The organism is Vibrio quintilis (assembly GCF_024529975.1).
GTDB lineage: Bacteria > Pseudomonadota > Gammaproteobacteria > Enterobacterales > Vibrionaceae > Vibrio > Vibrio quintilis.
The window spans coordinates 1,922,923-1,941,129 of record NZ_AP024897.1; the positions used below are offsets into that span (position 1 = coordinate 1,922,923).

Annotated in this window: 14 protein-coding genes; 4 read left to right on the forward strand and 10 right to left on the reverse strand. The window is 43.1% G+C overall.

The annotated features are described in order from the left end of the window. Positions 1–390: 390 nt before the first annotated feature. Both OC443_RS09120 and OC443_RS09125 read left to right on the forward strand, forming a co-directional pair. Positions 391–1,044, forward strand: a complete 654-nt coding sequence (locus tag OC443_RS09120; RefSeq protein ID WP_073581872.1) for a potassium channel family protein — start codon at positions 391–393, stop codon at positions 1,042–1,044. 3 nt (positions 1,045–1,047) lie between these two features. Further along, entirely contained in the window at positions 1,048–2,421 is a 1,374-nt protein-coding gene (locus OC443_RS09125; RefSeq protein WP_073581874.1) for a TrkH family potassium uptake protein, read from the forward strand. A 31-nt stretch (positions 2,422–2,452) separates the two neighbouring features. Here OC443_RS09125 and OC443_RS09130 read toward each other — a convergent pair whose 3' ends face one another. After that, positions 2,453–3,379 carry a 1-aminocyclopropane-1-carboxylate deaminase gene (locus OC443_RS09130; protein WP_073581876.1) on the reverse strand — a complete coding sequence of 309 codons (927 nt, stop codon included), beginning with the start codon at positions 3,377–3,379 and terminating at the stop codon, positions 2,453–2,455. Positions 3,380–3,728: 349 nt separating this feature from the next. After that, the gene (ltrA, locus tag OC443_RS09135) at positions 3,729–5,201 is read right to left on the reverse strand and encodes a group II intron reverse transcriptase/maturase (RefSeq protein WP_200796999.1); all 1,473 of its coding nucleotides are present in this window, start codon (positions 5,199–5,201) and stop codon (positions 3,729–3,731) included. Between the two features lie 698 nt (positions 5,202–5,899). On the opposite strand from ltrA, the gene fabV reads away from it, so the two are divergent. Next, a complete protein-coding gene (gene fabV / locus OC443_RS09140; RefSeq protein ID WP_073583838.1) occupies positions 5,900–7,102 on the forward strand; it encodes an enoyl-ACP reductase FabV in 1,203 nt (400 codons plus the stop codon). A gap of 130 nt (positions 7,103–7,232) precedes the next feature. Here fabV and OC443_RS09145 read toward each other — a convergent pair whose 3' ends face one another. The 5 genes from OC443_RS09145 to OC443_RS09165 form a co-directional block, all read right to left on the reverse strand. After that, positions 7,233–8,915 carry an aspartate:alanine antiporter gene (locus OC443_RS09145; protein WP_073583840.1) on the reverse strand — a complete coding sequence of 561 codons (1,683 nt, stop codon included), beginning with the start codon at positions 8,913–8,915 and terminating at the stop codon, positions 7,233–7,235. Positions 8,916–9,175: 260 nt separating this feature from the next. Continuing rightward, on the reverse strand, positions 9,176–9,439 hold the full coding sequence (locus OC443_RS09150; RefSeq protein WP_073583842.1) for a GrxA family glutaredoxin: 264 nt from the start codon (positions 9,437–9,439) through the stop codon (positions 9,176–9,178). 353 nt (positions 9,440–9,792) lie between these two features. Next, positions 9,793–10,647, reverse strand: coding sequence for a MurR/RpiR family transcriptional regulator (locus OC443_RS09155; protein WP_073583844.1), 855 nt, complete (start codon positions 10,645–10,647; stop codon positions 9,793–9,795). A gap of 381 nt (positions 10,648–11,028) precedes the next feature. After that, positions 11,029–12,657 carry a pyridoxal-dependent aspartate 1-decarboxylase PanP gene (gene panP / locus OC443_RS09160; RefSeq protein WP_073583846.1) on the reverse strand — a complete coding sequence of 543 codons (1,629 nt, stop codon included), beginning with the start codon at positions 12,655–12,657 and terminating at the stop codon, positions 11,029–11,031. Between the two features lie 169 nt (positions 12,658–12,826). Next, a complete protein-coding gene (locus tag OC443_RS09165; RefSeq protein ID WP_073583848.1) occupies positions 12,827–13,747 on the reverse strand; it encodes an HDOD domain-containing protein in 921 nt (306 codons plus the stop codon). Positions 13,748–14,082: 335 nt separating this feature from the next. Between OC443_RS09165 and OC443_RS09170 the strand changes: the two genes are divergently transcribed. Beyond that, positions 14,083–14,712: a TfoX/Sxy family DNA transformation protein gene (locus tag OC443_RS09170; protein ID WP_073583850.1), complete on the forward strand. Its 630-nt coding sequence runs from the start codon at positions 14,083–14,085 to the stop codon at positions 14,710–14,712. A gap of 74 nt (positions 14,713–14,786) precedes the next feature. Here OC443_RS09170 and OC443_RS09175 read toward each other — a convergent pair whose 3' ends face one another. The 3 genes from OC443_RS09175 to OC443_RS09185 form a co-directional block, all read right to left on the reverse strand. Further along, positions 14,787–15,338: a hypothetical protein gene (locus OC443_RS09175; RefSeq protein WP_073583852.1), complete on the reverse strand. Its 552-nt coding sequence runs from the start codon at positions 15,336–15,338 to the stop codon at positions 14,787–14,789. A gap of 240 nt (positions 15,339–15,578) precedes the next feature. After that, a complete protein-coding gene (locus OC443_RS09180; RefSeq protein WP_073583854.1) occupies positions 15,579–16,079 on the reverse strand; it encodes a response regulator in 501 nt (166 codons plus the stop codon). 41 nt (positions 16,080–16,120) lie between these two features. Next, positions 16,121–18,049 (reverse strand): ATP-binding protein, encoded by a 1,929-nt coding sequence (locus OC443_RS09185; protein WP_073583856.1) that lies wholly within the window; start codon positions 18,047–18,049, stop codon positions 16,121–16,123. Positions 18,050–18,207 lie beyond the last annotated feature (158 nt).

The window sequence follows — 18,207 nt, forward strand, 5'->3', positions numbered from 1 at the left end:
GTGTACTCAGCCATTCATTGTTACAGAGGAAAGTCATTATGGATTTCGATATCAGTTTATTTCTGCAATTTTTCATGAATGAAAAAATGAAAAAACAAGCGGATCAAACACAAAAATCATCTAACTAATTCGTATCAGGGGAGGACATGACATTTCGTGTTCTCCTGATATTTCCCTTCACTCTTCATTCCTGCTCTGCTTCCTGATTTATCTCCGATATTCTCTTATCGTAATGACACCTCAGTCTTTGATCATTCTGCCTCCTGAGTTACATGATATCTGGCATTGCCATAACATATGATGTTAAATGCAATTTCGTATTGATACTGAATGTTTTTTCTGCCCAGATGTCTGAAAGAAAATTCATCCGATTTAACAAAGGTGGTTTAAATGGCACATTTTACAGTCATTGGTCTGGGGCGTTTTGGTGTGGCGGCCAGTCTTGAACTCATTTATCTGGGTCATACCGTGACCGGGGTTGATAAAAATTCTCAAATCGCTGAAAAGTATGTCGATGAACTTACTCAGGCTGTCATTTGTGATGCGACTGATGAGCACTCGTTAAGAGAATTGGACCTTGATGCCAGCGATGCCGTCGTTGTCGCGATTGGTGAAGATATGGAATCCAGCCTGCTTTGTATTCTCGCACTGAAAAACCTTGGAGTCAGTGAAATATGGGTCAAGGCAAGTACCAAAGCCCATCATACAATCGTTTCTAAGCTGGGAGTATCGAGAATTATTCATCCGGAGGAAGAGATGGGAATCCGGGTCGCTCAGGCGCTCAATTATCCCATGGTTGAAGACTATTTATCTGTTGGTCATGGTCTGTACGTGGTTGAAATTCAGGTTTCTGCTGGTTTGAATGAAAGTACTGCAGGCCAGTTATTGATTGATTCTGAGGAAGAAATCAAGGTTGTTATGGTGAAAAGGGAGCAGCAGATCTTTACTCAGGTAGGCCGGGATTTTGTTTTAATGGAACAGGATACATTATTACTGTGTGGAACACGGGAAGCGCTTAAGTTATTAGCGCCTAAACTGGGGTAATCTATGAAACTGTGGCACCCTTCAATGACACCGGTTGTTGAAAGAAAAGACAGAGTGAAACCAGCCAGAAAAATTCTTGCTGCCCCGCCTTTGATTTTATGTGGCAGCTTCCTGTTATTAATCCTCGCAGGTTCTTGTCTGCTTAAGTTGCCCGTCTCAACAGTCGCGCCTGTTACCTGGTCTCAGAGTTTATTTACAGCAACATCCGCGGTGACTGTGACCGGTTTATCCGTCGTAGATACCGGTACTGAATTCACGCTGTTCGGACAAATTGTCATTGCCTTACTGATTCAGCTTGGCGGGTTAGGCCTGATGACATTCGCGATCGTGACTTTGATTGCGTTGGGTGGAAAAATAAATTTTTTGCAGCGCACTGTTGCAAGAGAAGCATTCAACCAGACCGATGCTTCAACCCTGATCTCCACAGTGAAGTCAGTATTATTCTTTTCTGTCTTTGTGGAAATGATCGGCATGGTGATTCTGTTTTTCTATTGGCTGGATGAACTTGGCTGGAAGGTTAGTTTGTTTCACAGTTTCTTTTATACAGTGAGTGCTTTCAATAATGCTGGTTTTGCGCTGAATAGTGACAATTTAATGCCCTATGTGAACGATCCAGTGGTCAATTTTACAATTTCCGGGTTATTTATTATTGGCGGCCTGGGCTTTTCCGTATGGATTGACTTACTGAGAAATAAACGATGGGCGCAATTAAGTCCTTATAGCAAGATGATGATTGCAGGTACTGTCGTGATTAACGCAATCGCTGTTGTTGCTATATACCTGATTGAATCAAATAATCCGGATACTTTGGGGCAGATGAGTGAGGCAGGCCGGTGGATGGCATCCTGGTTTCAGGCAGTTGCGCCGCGCACCGCAGGGTTTAATACACTGCCAATGGATAAGCTTGAAGATGCCACGACGTCGCTTATTTTAATCCTGATGTTTATTGGTGGGGGCTCGATGAGTACCGCCAGCGGTATTAAGGTGGTCACTTTTATTGTTCTGATTTTAGCAACTTATGGTTACCTGAGAAGAGATGCTGCAATTTATGTATTCAAGCGGGAAATATCTAAAGAAACCGTGAGTAAGGCACTGGCGCTGACGCTTATTTCGATTGTCGTAACATGGGTTGCAATATTTTGTCTTCTGCTGAGTGAGCATGCACCGATGATTGATATTATTTTTGAAGCGGTATCAGCGTTGGGGACCGTGGGCTTGTCCCGGGGCTTAACTTCATCCCTTAGTGAAACGGGAGAGTTTATTATTATGTTGCTGATGTTTATGGGCAGGCTCGGGCCGTTAACCCTGGCATATTTTCTTGCCAGTCCCAGAACTCATAAGCTGAGGTATCCTGAGACAAAGCTGGCCATTGGCTAACCTCTTGTTTCCCCGTGTATGATTCAGAAATTCAAACGCCGGGATATTTTCTTTGGTAGCGGGGAAGCATGCTTTCATTACCTCTGATACCGCCCTGATGAATATAAATTAAATTCATTGTTGAATACGCTGCGGTTTCCTGTAGCAGACAGCGCCACATCAGAGGGTCGTATAACAAATCGAACTCGATGCCGGTCTGACGATATAGTTGCAGCCAGATTTGATAATTCTCTTTATAAAGTTTACCAAAATGATGCTTTTTCGGTAGTTCCAGGATTTTCGGATAGCTTTGAGCTTTCAGTGACTGAAATTGTTGGAGCAAATAATCGCTGCCACCGACACACGCGCAGGTCACGACCGGAATGTGATGATTTTCCATCACCTGATGAAGGTACAGTGCCGTTGTTCCTGTGCCGGAAGGCAGTGCAATCACTGGTGAGACAATCTGATTTTCTGCAATCCATTGCAGCAGTTCATTAGCCAGTGCGGTCACTCCTTCTTTAGCAAGTTCGCTCCGCCCACCTTCCGGAACGATCAGACAATCATGCTCCGGCTCCAGTTTGTCCCGGATATAATCCTCCGGAGAAATAAAATCATATTCTGCATTGTTTGTTGAAATGATTCTGGCACCCAGTGCCAGCGCAGCTTTATAGTTGCCCGTTGGATATTGCCGTATAAAATCAGGTACATGGTCAACATAATAGTCCAACTGCCACCCCTTCATATAAGTCAGTGCCGCCAGTGAATACAGTGAGTTAGCCTGAGGCGAACCGTGGCCGATCAACTTGTTGATATGAGAAAAGGAACCGGTGAGCAGTGCCATAAATTTACGGGCTTTATTGCCAGAAAAGTCAGGATGAAGTAAGTCGTCCCGCTTGAGAAAAAAATGATAATTGCCAAATTGATGGCTGCTAACAGGACTGTCGGTTAAAGATTGCACAGGTGTTTTGTCAGTCATTTACTTGTGATTTCACGTCAATTTGTTTCGGATGGGGGAGTGAGTTCGAAAAAGAAAAACCCGGTGAAAACTTTCATACACCGGGCATTATAATAGGAGTTAACAAGAAAAAGCAGCGTAAACAATGAGTATCAGTTGAACATCCAACTCAATTCTTATTGTCAACGTAATGTTTATGACTGTGATTCCGTGGCAGAGTTCAATTTTTTTCAATTTTTTTCTCTGATGACCTGATTATTGTCGAGTAGACGACACTTGTTACCAAGTGCCGCCCCTCTAAGAACCGTACGTGCAACTTTCACTGCATACGGCTCAAGCCTCCACTAAGGCATCATTGATACCCAGCAACTTATAAAGCAGTCGAAGCAGGTTCGTTCCAAGAGTTACGAGCTAGCCTTTTGGGTTTTCTCTTCGCCAAGTATTCTTGGTATTGAGGGTCAAAAGGGGTAGCAGCACTCCTAATTTTCACGTGTCTTTCGATAGGCACTTTCGCTATTTGGAACAGATTGAAGTGACAGTCCATGTTCATGATTTTCTGCCAACCGTGAAATTGCCATTGGCCTTTACGATTGAGAAAGTACTTATGAACAACCCAGTCTTTGGACTTGGTTGGATGACGCCTAACTGCCCAGTGCCATAGCGCTTGGAATAGTTTGTGGCCGACATACCCGAATATTTGTTTAGCAACACAGTGGCGATAGTAATTCGCCCATCCCCTGAGTTTCGGATTTATCAACTTGATAAGATCGTTAACAGGGATGGTTGCGTGCTTTTTAATGAGTTCTCGTAGATTTCTCAAGAATAACAGCGTGTTGGATTTGCTCGGTTTGATGAGCAATTTGCCTTTGTACTTCCTGTGATTGAAGCCTAGAAAGTTAAAGCCATCATCAATATGAGTGATCTTCGTTTTCTCTTCGGAGAGGGCTAACCCTCTTTCTGCCAAAAAGCCAGCTACCAACGGTTTGATGTCGTTCACTAGCACTTCCTTTGAAGAGCAAGTAACCACGAAATCATCCGCATAACCGATAAAGTTGGCTCTAGCCCCCTTTTTCAGGGCTGTAGATTTTATTTGTTGCTCTATTCCCGCGAGAGTCATTAGCATCAAGGTTGGAGAGATTATTCCACCTTGAGGTGTACCTTCATCGGTATCATAGAACAGACCCTTATCCACATAGCCAGACTTTAACCATTGCTCTAACATACGTTTATCTACCGTGATATTGTCCATAAGCCATTGATGCCCGATTTTGTCGAAGCAAGCCTTAATATCTCCCTCAAGAACCCATTTCGCTGATCGCTTTAGAGCCAAACATTTGAAACACTGACTGACGGCGTCAGCCGTGCTGCGATTTGTCCTAAACCCATAGCTATTGAGGTCGGCAAGCGTTTCGGACACTGGTTCGAATGCTAGAAGATGGAGGGCTTGTTGCGCTCTATCAATCATGCATGGAATACCCAATGGCCTGAGCTTACCGTTCTTTTTGGGAATGTAGATACGTTTAAGTGGTTTTGCAGAGTAAGCCTTGCGGCTCAGTTGATTGACTGCTTTCATACGGCGTGCATCTGTGGTCCAGGTGACACCGTCTATTCCAGGCGTTTTACTGCCTTTATTCTGAGAGACTCGCTTAACTGCAAGAAGCTTGGCTGAGCGAGAATGAGTCAAGAGCCACTGTAAGGACTTCACCTTACCGTATTTCTTTTCTCTCGTTGCTTTTGCGATACGCATTTGAAGCTTCAATACGTGTGCTTCAATGGATTTCCAGTCGATGGACTGCCATTGAGCGCCGTCAGAAGATGCACCAATCTCTTTCGAGATCACCATTTGCTTTCCTCCTTGAATAAAGTTCTTCAAATTCTCTCGCAATGGGAGACCAGTCGGAAGTGGGCTCACTTTCGTGATCAGACATAAGTCTGTATCTGCATCATTACAATGTAGCTTTCGCTTTTTCCGACCTCCTATACCTGCATCACTATCGGCCACAAAGGCTTTCCCAAAGGGAGTGATACAGGCTTACCCTGTTCCGTATGTTACGTAAAATGTCAGGTTAGATGCCCACTATAGTGCGGAGAGTGCAGTGACCACGAAAGAGTACTGTCCAACCTCTTTCCAACTCTCATTGCCTTTTGGCCACAGCGTATTAACCACTTCCGCTGCTTCATCATATAACGCACCTTGAATGGATTCACATACGTTCATCATACTGACTACCTAGCACTTACCCGAATTGTGGTTTTCAGGAGAAACGTCCTCTCACGATTCTGTTCCCACTCAGCCCAACGGCCAAGTTTCGTTACATTGTCCGAGCCGCTGCTTTATTCAGGCTCGTAGGTTCATCTGGTGATACAGACGGTTCACTCATAAAGCGGTGAACAACGCTTCATACGACTTCAGGTCGCACGAACAGAGATTGTGTTAGCAGAGATCCAACCACTCGACATTCGGAACTTTTTTTGCAGAAATAGGATGAGTTTTTTTGATGAACCTTTTATCCTTATGAAGTTTTTTTAAGGAAGTTGAATATGATCATCAAACCTAAAATTCGTGGATTTATTTGCACAACGACACATCCATCCGGATGTGCGGCTAATGTAAAAGAGCAGATTGAATATACTAAAGCACAGGGACAAATTGAAAAGGGCCCTAAACGTGTTTTGGTTATTGGCGCATCAAGCGGGTATGGACTTTCCTCCCGGATAGCTGCTGCTTTTGGAAGTGGTGCTGCAACCATTGGGGTATTTTTTGAAAAACCGGGCACAGAGAAGAAGCCGGGAACCGCTGGTTTTTATAATTCAGCGTCATTTGAAAAATATGCCCATGAAGCTGGTTTGTATGCAAAGAGCTTAAATGGTGACGCTTTTTCCCATGAAGCGAAGCAAAAAGTAATTGAAGTCATTCAACAGGACCTTGGTCAGATTGACATGGTTGTGTATTCACTGGCGTCTCCGGTACGTAAGTTGCCGGATAGCGGTGAAGTGATTCGTTCCTCTTTAAAGCCAATTGGAGAAACTTACACTTCGACAGCCGTTGATACCAACAGAGACGTGATTATTGAGGCAAGTATTGAGCCGGCAACAGAACAGGAAATTGAAGATACTGTCTGCGTCATGGGTGGAGAGGACTGGGAGCTTTGGATTAACGCGCTTGATGAAGCTGGTGTGTTAGCGGAAGGCTGCAAAACTGTCGCTTACAGTTATATTGGTACTGAACTCACCTGGCCAATCTATTGGGATGGTGCTTTAGGACGTGCCAAAATGGATCTGGATCGGGCTGCTGCTGTATTAAACGATAAGCTGGCATCGAAAAATGGTACAGCAAATGTTGCGGTTCTGAAGTCGGTTGTGACGCAGGCGAGTTCTGCGATTCCCGTCATGCCACTATATATTGCGATGGTGTTTAAGAAGATGCGTGATGAAGGTCTTCATGAAGGCTGTATGGAGCAGATTTACCGTATGTTCAGTCAGCGCCTATACAAAGCTGATGGCAGTATACCTGAAGTCGATGAAAAGAATCGTCTGCGTCTGGATGACTGGGAACTGAGAGAGGACATTCAGAAGCATTGTCAGGACTTATGGCCCCGGATTACAGCTGAGAATCTGAAAGAATTGACGGACTATGAAAATTACAAGCATGAATTTCTGAAATTATTTGGTTTCGGAATCGACTCTGTTGATTATGAAGCTGACGTGAGTCCGGTTGCTGATTTTGATGTCATTGACATCTGAACTCTTTGACCTGAATGATTGATGAAAAAAACCGGTTTGTTCAACAAACCGGTTTTTTTATCGTTTAAAACTGAATAACCATACCCAGGCAACCTGAACCCTGCATCTTCAGGTTGTTTGGGTATACAGTTTATGTCAGCAAAATCAGTATCGTACCGGCAATAGTCATCAATATATTTGCGATAGTGTATGTTCCGGCATATCCGAGGGCTGGAATAGTTGATTTCGCATAGTCATTTACAATATCCATTGCAGGTGCACAGGTTCTGGCACCGATGATGGCACCAAATAGCATGGCCCGGTTCATTTTCAGTAAATAAGCGCCAACCAGATAAGCAAACACAACGGGAACAACACTGACCAGGAAGGCAAGACCGAGTAACTGTACGCCGATTTCAGATAAGTGCTCGAACATGTTCCCCCCGGCACTTAATCCAATACCGACCATGAAAAACATCAGGCCGAGATCTTTGACCATATTCAGTGCTCCCTGAGGCACATAGCCGAAAGTCGGGTGGTTTGCTCTGAGGAACCCAAGCATGATACCGGATAATAGCAGCCCGACAGCATTGCCCAGACCGAAAGAAACCTGTCCGAATTTCATGGTGATCAGGCCGAGCATAATGCCGAAAATGAAAAAGCAGCAAAACGCAAACAGGTCAGCAATCTGGCTGTGAATTGAGATAAAACCAATTTTATCTGCCAGCCCCTGAACCCGGCTTCTTTCACCGCTCACCTGAAGGACATCACCTTTCGCGAGAAAAATATCGGAATCCATTGGCATCTCTATCTGTGCCCGGACAACCCGGTTCAAAAAGCAGCCGAATTCTGACAAATTCAACTCCGACAAACGCTTTCCGGCTATCCCGTCACTCTTAACAACAATCTCTTCTTCTGTAATTCTCAAATCAAGCAGATTCCGGTCAAAAACTTCCCGTTCGTTACGGAAACTCGGGTCTAATCTGGCATGGCTGTCCGGGAAACCGACCAATGCAATCTCATCGCCTTCCTGTAAAATAGCATCACCGTCAGGGTGAGCAATAATACCGTTTCTCCGGATCCTTTCTATATAACAGCCTGTCTGGCGATAGACACCTAACTCACGTAAGTTTCTGCCGTCAATCCAGTCGATTAATTCTTTACCAACTCTGTATGCACGGATGATGGGCAGATAAACTTTACGTTGTCCGTTATGCTCCAGACCACGTTCACGGGCAATTTGCTGCGCAGAATCAGACAGGTTCTGTTTTTGTATTCTGGGCAGTAACTTTGCAAACATAATCATGCTGATTAAGCCGATCAGATATGCCATCGCATAGCCTACAGAGACATTTTCCAGTATCTGGGAAATATTCATGTCAGCCGGAATTTCAGCAAGGCCAGAGTTGAGCGCATCCTGTGCACCAACCAGAACCGGTGTGGAGGTGAGTGCACCAGCCATCATCCCGGCGGAAAGTCCATAATCTAATTCGAGGAACTGGCTGCCAAAGTAGGTAATCAGATTAGCAATGATCAGAACGACAAGGCTTAATATCAGATAATGCTTGCCATCCCGGAAAAAAATACCAAAGAAGTTAGGCCCGGCTTCAATACCAACACAGTAAATGAAGAGCATGAAGCCAATCGTAAGTGCTTCAGAATTAAAAGAAAAACCTAAGTGCCCCATGATTAATGAAGCAATAAGCACACCAATGGAGTTTCCAAGCTGAAAACTGCCGATACGAATTTTACCGATCGCCAGTCCAATGGCTAAGACGACAAAAATAAGAAGGATAGGGTTTTGTTTTAGCAATAATACAACATCTATATTCACAGCTAGACTCAGCGCATGTGGGTTAAAGGACGAAAGACGGGGGAAATTGTATATGAATTCAGAGAAAATATAAGTGAAAATTTTGCAGGATTTTATTCAGATTGATCTCAAGTCCAGAATTTATGAAATAAACCAGCCCGAAAAAATGAATGTGATGATATTTTATGCAAAAAGGAGCGACATTGATTGAAATCAGTCAGACAAAAAAGCCTGTCATAAAAGACAGGCCTGTGAACTCATATCAAGGCTTGATATAGAAACTAGTCAAACAACCCCAGGTTTTCTTTCGCATAAGCTTCAAACTCTGTACAGCCACCGATATGTTCCTGATCAATAAATATCTGTGGTACTGTTTCAACCGGTTTACCTACGGTTTTTTCCAAATCTGCTTTACTGATACCTTCAGCCTGAATGTCAACATAACGGAAATTAAAATCATCATGTTTATCTTTTAATACTTCTGCATGTTCTTTTGCTCTGACACAGAACGGGCAACCCGGGCGACCAAAAATGACTACAAACATAACTTTCTCCTTGATTTCTTGTTGGGGTAACTATGCCTGAACTCCATATTGAAATAAAGCGGCATGTACCTTTTGTTTTAATAGTTAAAATCTATGTATTTGGGTGTCCTGAAAATGCGCACATCTGCTCTTTGAGAACTGAAATGAAAGGGATGGATGACCTTCTTATTGCACAAAAAAAGATATCGTATTTCTTCTCAGAATAAATTTATCAGAGTACAAAGCACATCATAAACCCGGAAATACACTGCGACTTATATACCCAAACAACCTGAAGATGCAGGGTATAAAATGAAGATACCGGACTAACAAATCTGGTACCTTCAGATTGTTTGAATCTTTTAATGATAGGATCAGAATTGAGGGAATTTGTCGTAACGTGAACTTTTTAATGCGTCCTTCACGCGTTTCAGGTTTTCTCTGAAACCTGAACCCCGGCGGAGTGTAAATCCGGTTGCTAAAACATCAATCACCGTCATCTGAACCACTCTGCTGGCCATGGGCATGTAAACATCAGTATCTTCGGGCACATCCAGACAAATAGACAATGAGCAAGCCTGATCCAAAGGGGAATCTTTCGCGGTAATCGCGATGACCGTTGCGCCATATTGCTGTGCTAACTCTGCGATTTCAATCAGACTCTTGGTTCTTCCTGTATGAGAAATAAGCACAACCACATCATTATCAGTACAGTTAATACAACTCATTCTCTGCATGACAACGTCTTCAAAACAGGTGATCGGAATATTAAAGCGGATGAATTTGTTTTGTGCATCTCTGGCAACAGATGACGATGCACCTAAGCCAAAAAATGAGATTCGCTTTGCCTGTGTCAGTAAGTCAACTGCGCGATTAATCTGTGTTGGTTCGATACTGTTTTTTGCAATATCCAGACACGCCATCGTTGATTCGAAAATTTTATGGGTATAAGCATCAGGCCCGTCATCTTCTTCCACATTTCGGTTTACATAAGGCGTACCATTCGCGAGACTTTGCGCAAGATGAAGCTTAAAGTCAGGGAAACCTTTCGTATCTAACCGCCGACAAAACCGGTTAACCGTAGGCTCACTGACATCAGCCATTCTTGCCAGTGTGGCAATGCTGGAGTGAATCGCAGTTTGTGGCGAAGCCATGATGACTTCAGCCACTTTACGTTCAGATTTGCTGAAATTTTCCAGATTTTTTTGAATTTTTTCTAATGTATTCATAGTGTCACGCGGAAAAAGGGAACAAATTACACACTGGGTCTCAAAAAACGGATTACTTTATGTAAAGACCTTGTGAACCAAAAATTTGTAACGAAGTGCTTAAAAACAAGAGTATAAACGGAAGCACTCTCAACCCCGTAGCTTTTCAGATCATCAAATGATGAGAATATGACAAACCTCAAACTAAATTTCATTTTCATTTCATTTTTTGTGTAAGTTTTATACGAAATGCGTTTTTTTTATATAAACCATTTTTTATTTACCGTAATTCAGAAATAAAGTTTCAGTTTATACCCAAGCAACCTGAACCCTGCATCTTCAGGTTGTTTGGGTATATCTTGCACATGCATTGGTTTTGATGACGCAATATTCACTGTGCTTTCAGCCGGACAGTTCTTTTAATAACGAGGTAGCCAGCGATGCAATCTGCCGCTGCTCTTCGAGAACATCGTGCAGAATTTCTTTTGATGTGAGCGGGTTTGCGAGAACGACCCGAAAGACAATGGTATCCATGCCATCAAGTTGACCAGGGTTTAACTGAGTTCTTGAAACAAATGACTTCCCGGATTCACGCTGTTTTTTCTGAATATATTTTGTCAGTTCATTCAATGTCTGATTGAGTTCCTGCCGTTTTTCTTCAGTCGCATCTTTTAAGGCTTGACGGACAGGTTCAGGTATATAGCGATAAGTCAGGATACACAACTCCGGTTCGGTGATCAGTTCGAAGTCAGGCTGAGACTGAATCAGCTCAGCAAAGTATTTTGCTTTTGCAATACTTTCATCAATGAGTAAGCCGTAACCGGCCCGGCTGATAATGTGCATGCAGGCATACAGCAGAAAAGCCATTCCGGATCTCGACCCTTCTAAAGTTCTGCAGCCAAGATCTTTTGAACCTTCTCTCAATATATATTGCGCATGATGTTCAATGGCCTGTGTTGCTCCGGCATTTTTAAATAACACCATACCGGCACCCATTGGGAGATAAAGCTGTTTATGGGCATCAATCGTAACCGAATCCGCTTTTTCAATCCCTTTCAGTAAATGCTGATGTTGTTTCGACATCAGCACCGCACCACCCCAGGCTGCATCGACATGAAAATGGCAGTCTTCCTGACGGCAAATTTCTGCGATGTCATCGAGTGGATCGACATTTCCTGTCTCTGTCGTACCTGCCACACCAATGATGGCAAATGGCTTAATGTTATGTTGTTTTAACCGGGAAATGGTCGCTTTTAACGCATCAGGTTTGATTCTGTTGTTCTGATCTGTCGGGACGGAGATAAGGCCTTCCTGCCCGATGCCTAATAAATCAGCGGCTTTTTTCAGTGAGTAATGACCACGTTCAGAAACCAGAATGGCCAGACCTTCATAGCCGTAATGTTTCATTGCCCGGAACAGTCCTTCCTGCTCAACACCTTTGAAATGACCATCAGCCTTCAGCACATTATTTCTTGCAACCCATAAAGCAGTAAGATTGGCAATGGTGCCACCGGAACAGAATGCACCGAGAGAGTGGTGAGCGCTGTGCATGTATTGTGAGTAGAAATGGTCTTCTTCATGATAAACCAGACGATGCAGCATCCCGAGAACCTGCCTTTCTAAGGGCGTGAAGACTTTCGATGTCTCGATTTTTACCAGGTTTTGATTTAATGCGATCATCAGTTTTGACAGCGGCATTAAAAAATAGGGGAGTGCTGAAGTCATATGACCGATGAAGCCCGGCGATGACGTATGCACGGACTGAGAGACAACGGTATCCAGCAGGTGCTGAGTATGATCGGAAACAAATTCAGGCTGGTCAGGGATATGTGATGAGAGAAAGTCCTGTTCAATGTCTTTCAGGGGGCGTTCTTCGGTCACAATATGATTACGCAGGAATTCATTCAGATTTCTTGAAAGCTCTTCTTCTATTTTCGTGAGCGTTGAATTTTGTCCTTCCGGTACGGTAAAAATCCGGAGCAGGTTGTCAAAATTAGCGTCTGCGGTTTTTATCTTGCCTGAAGAGTTCATGTGATTGTTCAGCTAATAACTATCTGTGGATAATGACGGGACAATCTAAACGAAAATGGAATGAATGTCTCGTGTTAATTCCATAGCTTTACGTCAGTTATGCAGCCTTGTGTTGTGACGGCTGAAACATAGTCAACGTAAAACTAAGTCTCTGATGTTTCAGCCGGAATTAAAATCCTGAAGAATGAATAATGGAGCTGATTTGTGTATTAAATTCCGAGTCAGATAAGTTACTGAGCTGATAAAGAACTTCGGCTCCGGTGGTATTGATTTCTACTTCATGATCGTCGAGCTCTGAATCCTGATTTCTGAATAACAACAAGTGATAAGCAATTTTAGCGATATCAAGGTAAGAGACATCATGAGATTTATCCGAAACTTCTTTATTCGTCGCAACGGACAGATAATCGTTATCAAATCCCCAGGTTTTCAAGACATAATAGCTGGTGCGATCACAACGCGATTCAAAAATACGCATGGCCAGATTATGTTCCAGGTAGTTTCCCTGCTCCAGATAATTATGGTACTCATTCAGTAAACAGAACAAACCAATATCAGCCAGCAACCCCACCAGTAACGCCTTATCGTGCTCCAGATAGGCATATGTTTCGGGATCTATGTCCTGAAAAGATTTGATGACCAGCACCATTGCAGCGCATAACTTACGGGAATTAGTCGCACTTTGACGAAGAATTTGGACACATTCGTCTCTGAGATGAACTGAATACTTGAGTTGCTTAATTGCCTGAGCCGTCACAATGTCCCTGACTCTGTAGATACCGAGTCTGGACACCGCTGTATTGATATCACTATATGTAATACCTCTGGAATTAAAAATGACTGAGTTTGCTACACGCAGAACAACAGCAGTTAAGCTCGGATCATTGATTAAACTATCTGCAACATCCGCGATGGTTGTTGACTCTTCCAGACAGAGTTTTTGAATGTCCAGTACGACATGTGGTATTGGGGGCAGCTCAAACTTACCACTTTGAATCGAAGATTCAACCATTTGAGCAAATTCTGTCTCAACGGCTTGAAATAATTCTTGTTGGTCAGTCGGCAACCAAAAAAAGGATACATGGTTCATAGTCGTCATATTTAGTGTTTGTTATAGCAATTGTAGTTCATCTATCAGTTGCACGTATGGTAGCAAATAATATCAGTATCTACGCCAATTAATTGGCACCAGTCTTAAATTGAGAAGACACACGCAGAAATGCCATTCAAAATAACTGATATGCTGTTTGATGGATAGTGTCTCACATCGTATACAGACATGTTTCAAGTCGTTTAGTTATATTCCGGCACAAATACAATCAAGTCGTTGTTCAGCTTATTTTTTCATATAAGGAATAAGAATTGAATCCATTTACAACGTCAGCCTGAATTTTTAAAGAGGAATGATAACATGAGGCTCGCTATATGATAGCAACAAAATTTTTTGATTACCTGTTAAAAAGAGAAAAATTTGACACTAAATCGATCTTTGGTGACATCGGTGTATTTTGTCAGGGGGCAATGTTTGCGTTGGTTAATTCCGATTATATTTATATCAGAGGGGGAGGTGAGCTCGATCATTTGCTCCATAATATGGGGTATTCAGGAAAGTATGTGCTGGTGAAAAAGCAAAGTACGGTCAAGGTTAATTATTATAATATTACCGACTTATTCTTGTCCGGTGCGCCGGAATTTGAACAAATTGTGGAAAAATCAAAGCAGTATGCGCTGGAGCAGAAGCATCAGAGAAAGCTACCTGAGAATAAGCGCCTGCGGGATTTGCCAAACCTTCATTTAACGATTGAACGCATGTTGAAAAAGTCGGGCATCCCTGATGTCACAACTTTCTATAAGCTGGGGGCAGTGCAATGTTATGTCAAAGTAAGACAGACTTATGGTCATTCTGTAGAAATAAAAATGCTTTGGAAATTTGCCGGCGCGATTGAAGGGATATATTGGGAGTTAATTCGAGAGCCAAGAAAACAGCAACTCCTTCTGGCATATGAAGCTGTTACTCAGGCAGCAAAGAATTATCAAAGAGAAAAACTGACATAAAAACACAACACAGCAACACAAAATAAATAGCCAGGTCAGAGGACTTGGCTATAAAAATTAAATAAACGATAAAATTAATATTTGAAACGCGCAGTCAGCATGACCTGATCATCATAATTATCATTTAAACGTGCTTCAGCACCAACGGAAAACAACTCAGTGGAATGGAATCTCGCATAAACAGAACCAATCCAGTCATTGTTATTGTCCAAGGTCAGATATCCCGCTTTACCGCCAACTTCAAGTTGTGGTCCCAGCCACTGACGCACGCCCAAAGTTAATTCCATGCCTGTATCACTGTTATTTGAGTGCTCAGGTTCAATCATACGAAACAGCATTTCCCCGGTGAAATCCGCCCAGTTATTTGCCGGTGCATGAAAGCCCAGACCTGCTGACAGATCATAATCACCACTTAGTTTTGAATCGATCCGTCCAATCATATGCGCATTCGGGTGAATGGACATACTGAGTTTTGCACCATACGTTGTCGGACTTAAACCAATACGGGCTTCATAATAGTCGTAACTAAAGTTACTCATCACAGAGGGATCATTTGGATCCGGAGCCGCTGCCTGAGAGTAACCAGATGCAAGTAACAACGCTGTTACACCAATAATTTTACGCATAGTTAAACCTTGTGATTTTAAATTCTGACTAAAGGGGAGTTTGTTATTCCACCATTCATTCCATGATCAAAAACATTTTCTATTTGCTCGCAGGCATCCACCCGGAAAGCGTCATGCTTTTGTCGAGTATAAACAGATAAAGCAAATATAATGCCATTTTAGAGAAAGAAAAAGGTTAAATTGTATACTTTACCACCACTTATAACGGGGGCTGATTTACCCCCAGATCCGGTGAGATGATTACTCGCCAAAATCATGACGGTGTTTTGAGATTGCAGAAAGAATTTCCCCGGTATTTAATATCGGCATCCATCCGGTCAAATCTGACTCGTTTTTAATCATATACTGCGTGAGCTGGTTTTTGACCACTTCCCTTAACTGGTCTCCCTGCCAGGGTTTACTGATATAAAAATCCAGGCATGCGTGATTAATTGCTTCTACGGTATCATCCAGGCCCGCCTGACCGGTTAATAAAACCTTTCTGCTGTTTAATGTCGGGGCGTGCTGATTTAATTCAATCAAAAACTCAATCCCGGTTTGCTCCGGCATGATATGGTCACATAAAATAAGCGCCAGTTTTATCCCCTGTTGCTCGTATTCAGCGATGACTTCTCTTGCTTCAGAGACGGACTCTGCGGCTTCAAGTGTGAAATGTTCTTCGAAAATATCCAAATCTTGTGACACACTGTCGAGAATTTCTCTTTCATCGTCAACGCAGAGAATTAAGTAACGTTGATTCATAGGTTCTCTCCTGATTGGTTAGCCGTACCTGATTGATGAACTTATTCTTGTTGCGTGGATAAATACACATGAATCGATGTACCTTTCCCCACTGTGGAGTCCAGATCTATCCAGCCATGATGCTGCTGGATGATTTGCTGACAGACAGAGAGTCCGATACCCAAGCCGAAATTACCTTCTTTCTTTGTCGTAAAGTTTAGTTCGAAAATATGAGCTTTCATCTCTTCCGGAATACCAACACCATTATCCTGAACCGTCACACGGATGAATGGTTGTTGCTGATGTGTCACTAATGTGGTGGTGATTTCAAGTTGCCCGTGTTTTTCCGGTAATGCGTCAATGGCATTTGAAATCAGATTGACCCATACCTGTTGCAGGGCAGTTGGCCGGCCAGTGATGCGCGGAAGTTCGGCATATTCTTTGGTCACATGATGTCGCTTGAGCTTATTTTCAAAGATGACCAGAGTATCTTCAATGCCTTCATGGATATCAATTTGAGAAATACGTTCCTTGTCATCACGGGCATAACTTTTAAGCCCCTTCACCATATCTGCAATTCTTTGTGCACAAACCTGTACAGAACGTAATGTCCCGCCGGTTCTGGCAACATGTTCCAGTTGATTGATATAAGTATGAGCATCTGTCAGATTGGTTTTTACCTGATGCAGAATATCTTCCCGCGAGTCCAGCCGGAGTTTGACCAGTTTTTTTGCCAGGCTCCGGTCGCCTGTGATTTTCTCCAGTGCTCTGCTTCTTTGGCGCTCTTCTGAAGTGGACATCGGTGAAATCGTCATGGATTGATTGAGTAACTGGTTGGCATCCGGCGGGAAAATCTCCGGGTATGTATCGAAAATCCACTGAATTTCCTGTGACAATGTTTCAACACCGCGCAGGATGGCTGCGACCGGGTTATTCAGCTCATGGGCCACACCGGCAACTAATTGCCCCAGTACGGCAAGCTTTTCCTGATCAACGAGTTGTTTTTGCGTTGACTCCAGTGAGTCCAGCGTTTCTTCGAGCGTAAGTTTAGTGAGAATACTTCTTTGCAGGCGGCGGTTAAAATGCCTGAGCAGCAGGTTGGTAAACAGAGGTAACAACTGACTGTCGGAATGCATGACCCGGGCAAAGACATCTCTGTCCAGCTTAATGACATGTGTTTTTGTCTGCGTAATGGCGGTAGAGAAGGAGAGTTCACCTGTGACGAACGACATGCCGCCGACCAGATTACCTTTCTGGTGGCGGACCACTTCTCTTTCCTGGCCCTGCTCGTCTCTTTTAAATAATGCGACCTCACCGTTAGTGATAAACCAGAGATACTGATTATCTTCTCCTTCTTTGGTTAAGATGTGATTGGCAGAATAAGTTCTGCAGGCATTGGTTTCATCTTTCTTTTCGAAGAATGCATAAAGGGAAACAATTACATTTTCGGCCAGCTCATTATCAGGCATCTGATGATAGTCGTTAATAAAACCCTGACGGAAATTGCGCATTGAGTGTTCAATGTGCGCCCGCATTAGTTTTTTTGAATCAAGGGCGTGACTGTAGTTCAGTACATTTTCCGGATCTTTTTCCAGAATATAGTGGGTTAATTCTTTATGGACTGTTTGATATAAAACCTTATCCGGGAGAGGCTTTGTCAGGCAATGATCCAGGCGTCCTTCATTGACGGCAGACAGAATGGCCTGAATATCTTTACCGGCGCTAATCAGAACCTTTCTGGCGGTTTTCGTGTGGGGGAGCTGATCAAGATGAATCAGGAAGTCGGCACCTTGCAGGGCATGGTGATGGCTGGCAATGACCAGCGCTACCTGTTGTGAGCGTTCGCGGATGAAATCAAGGGTTTGCTGGGCTTCGGCCAGAGAGTCGACATAATACAGATCAAATTTCTCAGCAAACGGTAATAAATCACTTTGATATTGCTCAACACTCACCGGATTATTGTCTAAACAAAGAATGGCATAATCGTTCACATTATTCTCGATTTAACATCTGTGTTACTTAAAATTTACCATGGATAAGGCCATAAGGTTGCGACCCAGGTTTTATAATCCGGCTTTACATGTTAAAACATACAGCGGTTACGGTCGTTATATCAGATTGATGAATTAAACCGGATATGACGGTTCGC

Coding starts and splice junctions, on each gene's coding strand:
- OC443_RS09120 (WP_073581872.1), top strand. CDS start 391: ATGGCACATTTTACAGTCATTGGTCTGGGGCGTTTTGGTGTGGCGGCC.
- OC443_RS09125 (WP_073581874.1), top strand. CDS start 1,048: ATGAAACTGTGGCACCCTTCAATGACACCGGTTGTTGAAAGAAAAGAC.
- OC443_RS09130 (WP_073581876.1), bottom strand. CDS start 3,379: ATGACTGACAAAACACCTGTGCAATCTTTAACCGACAGTCCTGTTAGC.
- ltrA (WP_200796999.1), bottom strand. CDS start 5,201: ATGGTGATCTCGAAAGAGATTGGTGCATCTTCTGACGGCGCTCAATGG.
- fabV (WP_073583838.1), top strand. CDS start 5,900: ATGATCATCAAACCTAAAATTCGTGGATTTATTTGCACAACGACACAT.
- OC443_RS09150 (WP_073583842.1), bottom strand. CDS start 9,439: ATGTTTGTAGTCATTTTTGGTCGCCCGGGTTGCCCGTTCTGTGTCAGA.
- OC443_RS09155 (WP_073583844.1), bottom strand. CDS start 10,647: ATGAATACATTAGAAAAAATTCAAAAAAATCTGGAAAATTTCAGCAAA.
- panP (WP_073583846.1), bottom strand. CDS start 12,657: ATGAACTCTTCAGGCAAGATAAAAACCGCAGACGCTAATTTTGACAAC.
- OC443_RS09165 (WP_073583848.1), bottom strand. CDS start 13,747: ATGAACCATGTATCCTTTTTTTGGTTGCCGACTGACCAACAAGAATTA.
- OC443_RS09170 (WP_073583850.1), top strand. CDS start 14,083: ATGATAGCAACAAAATTTTTTGATTACCTGTTAAAAAGAGAAAAATTT.
- OC443_RS09175 (WP_073583852.1), bottom strand. CDS start 15,338: ATGCGTAAAATTATTGGTGTAACAGCGTTGTTACTTGCATCTGGTTAC.
- OC443_RS09180 (WP_073583854.1), bottom strand. CDS start 16,079: ATGAATCAACGTTACTTAATTCTCTGCGTTGACGATGAAAGAGAAATT.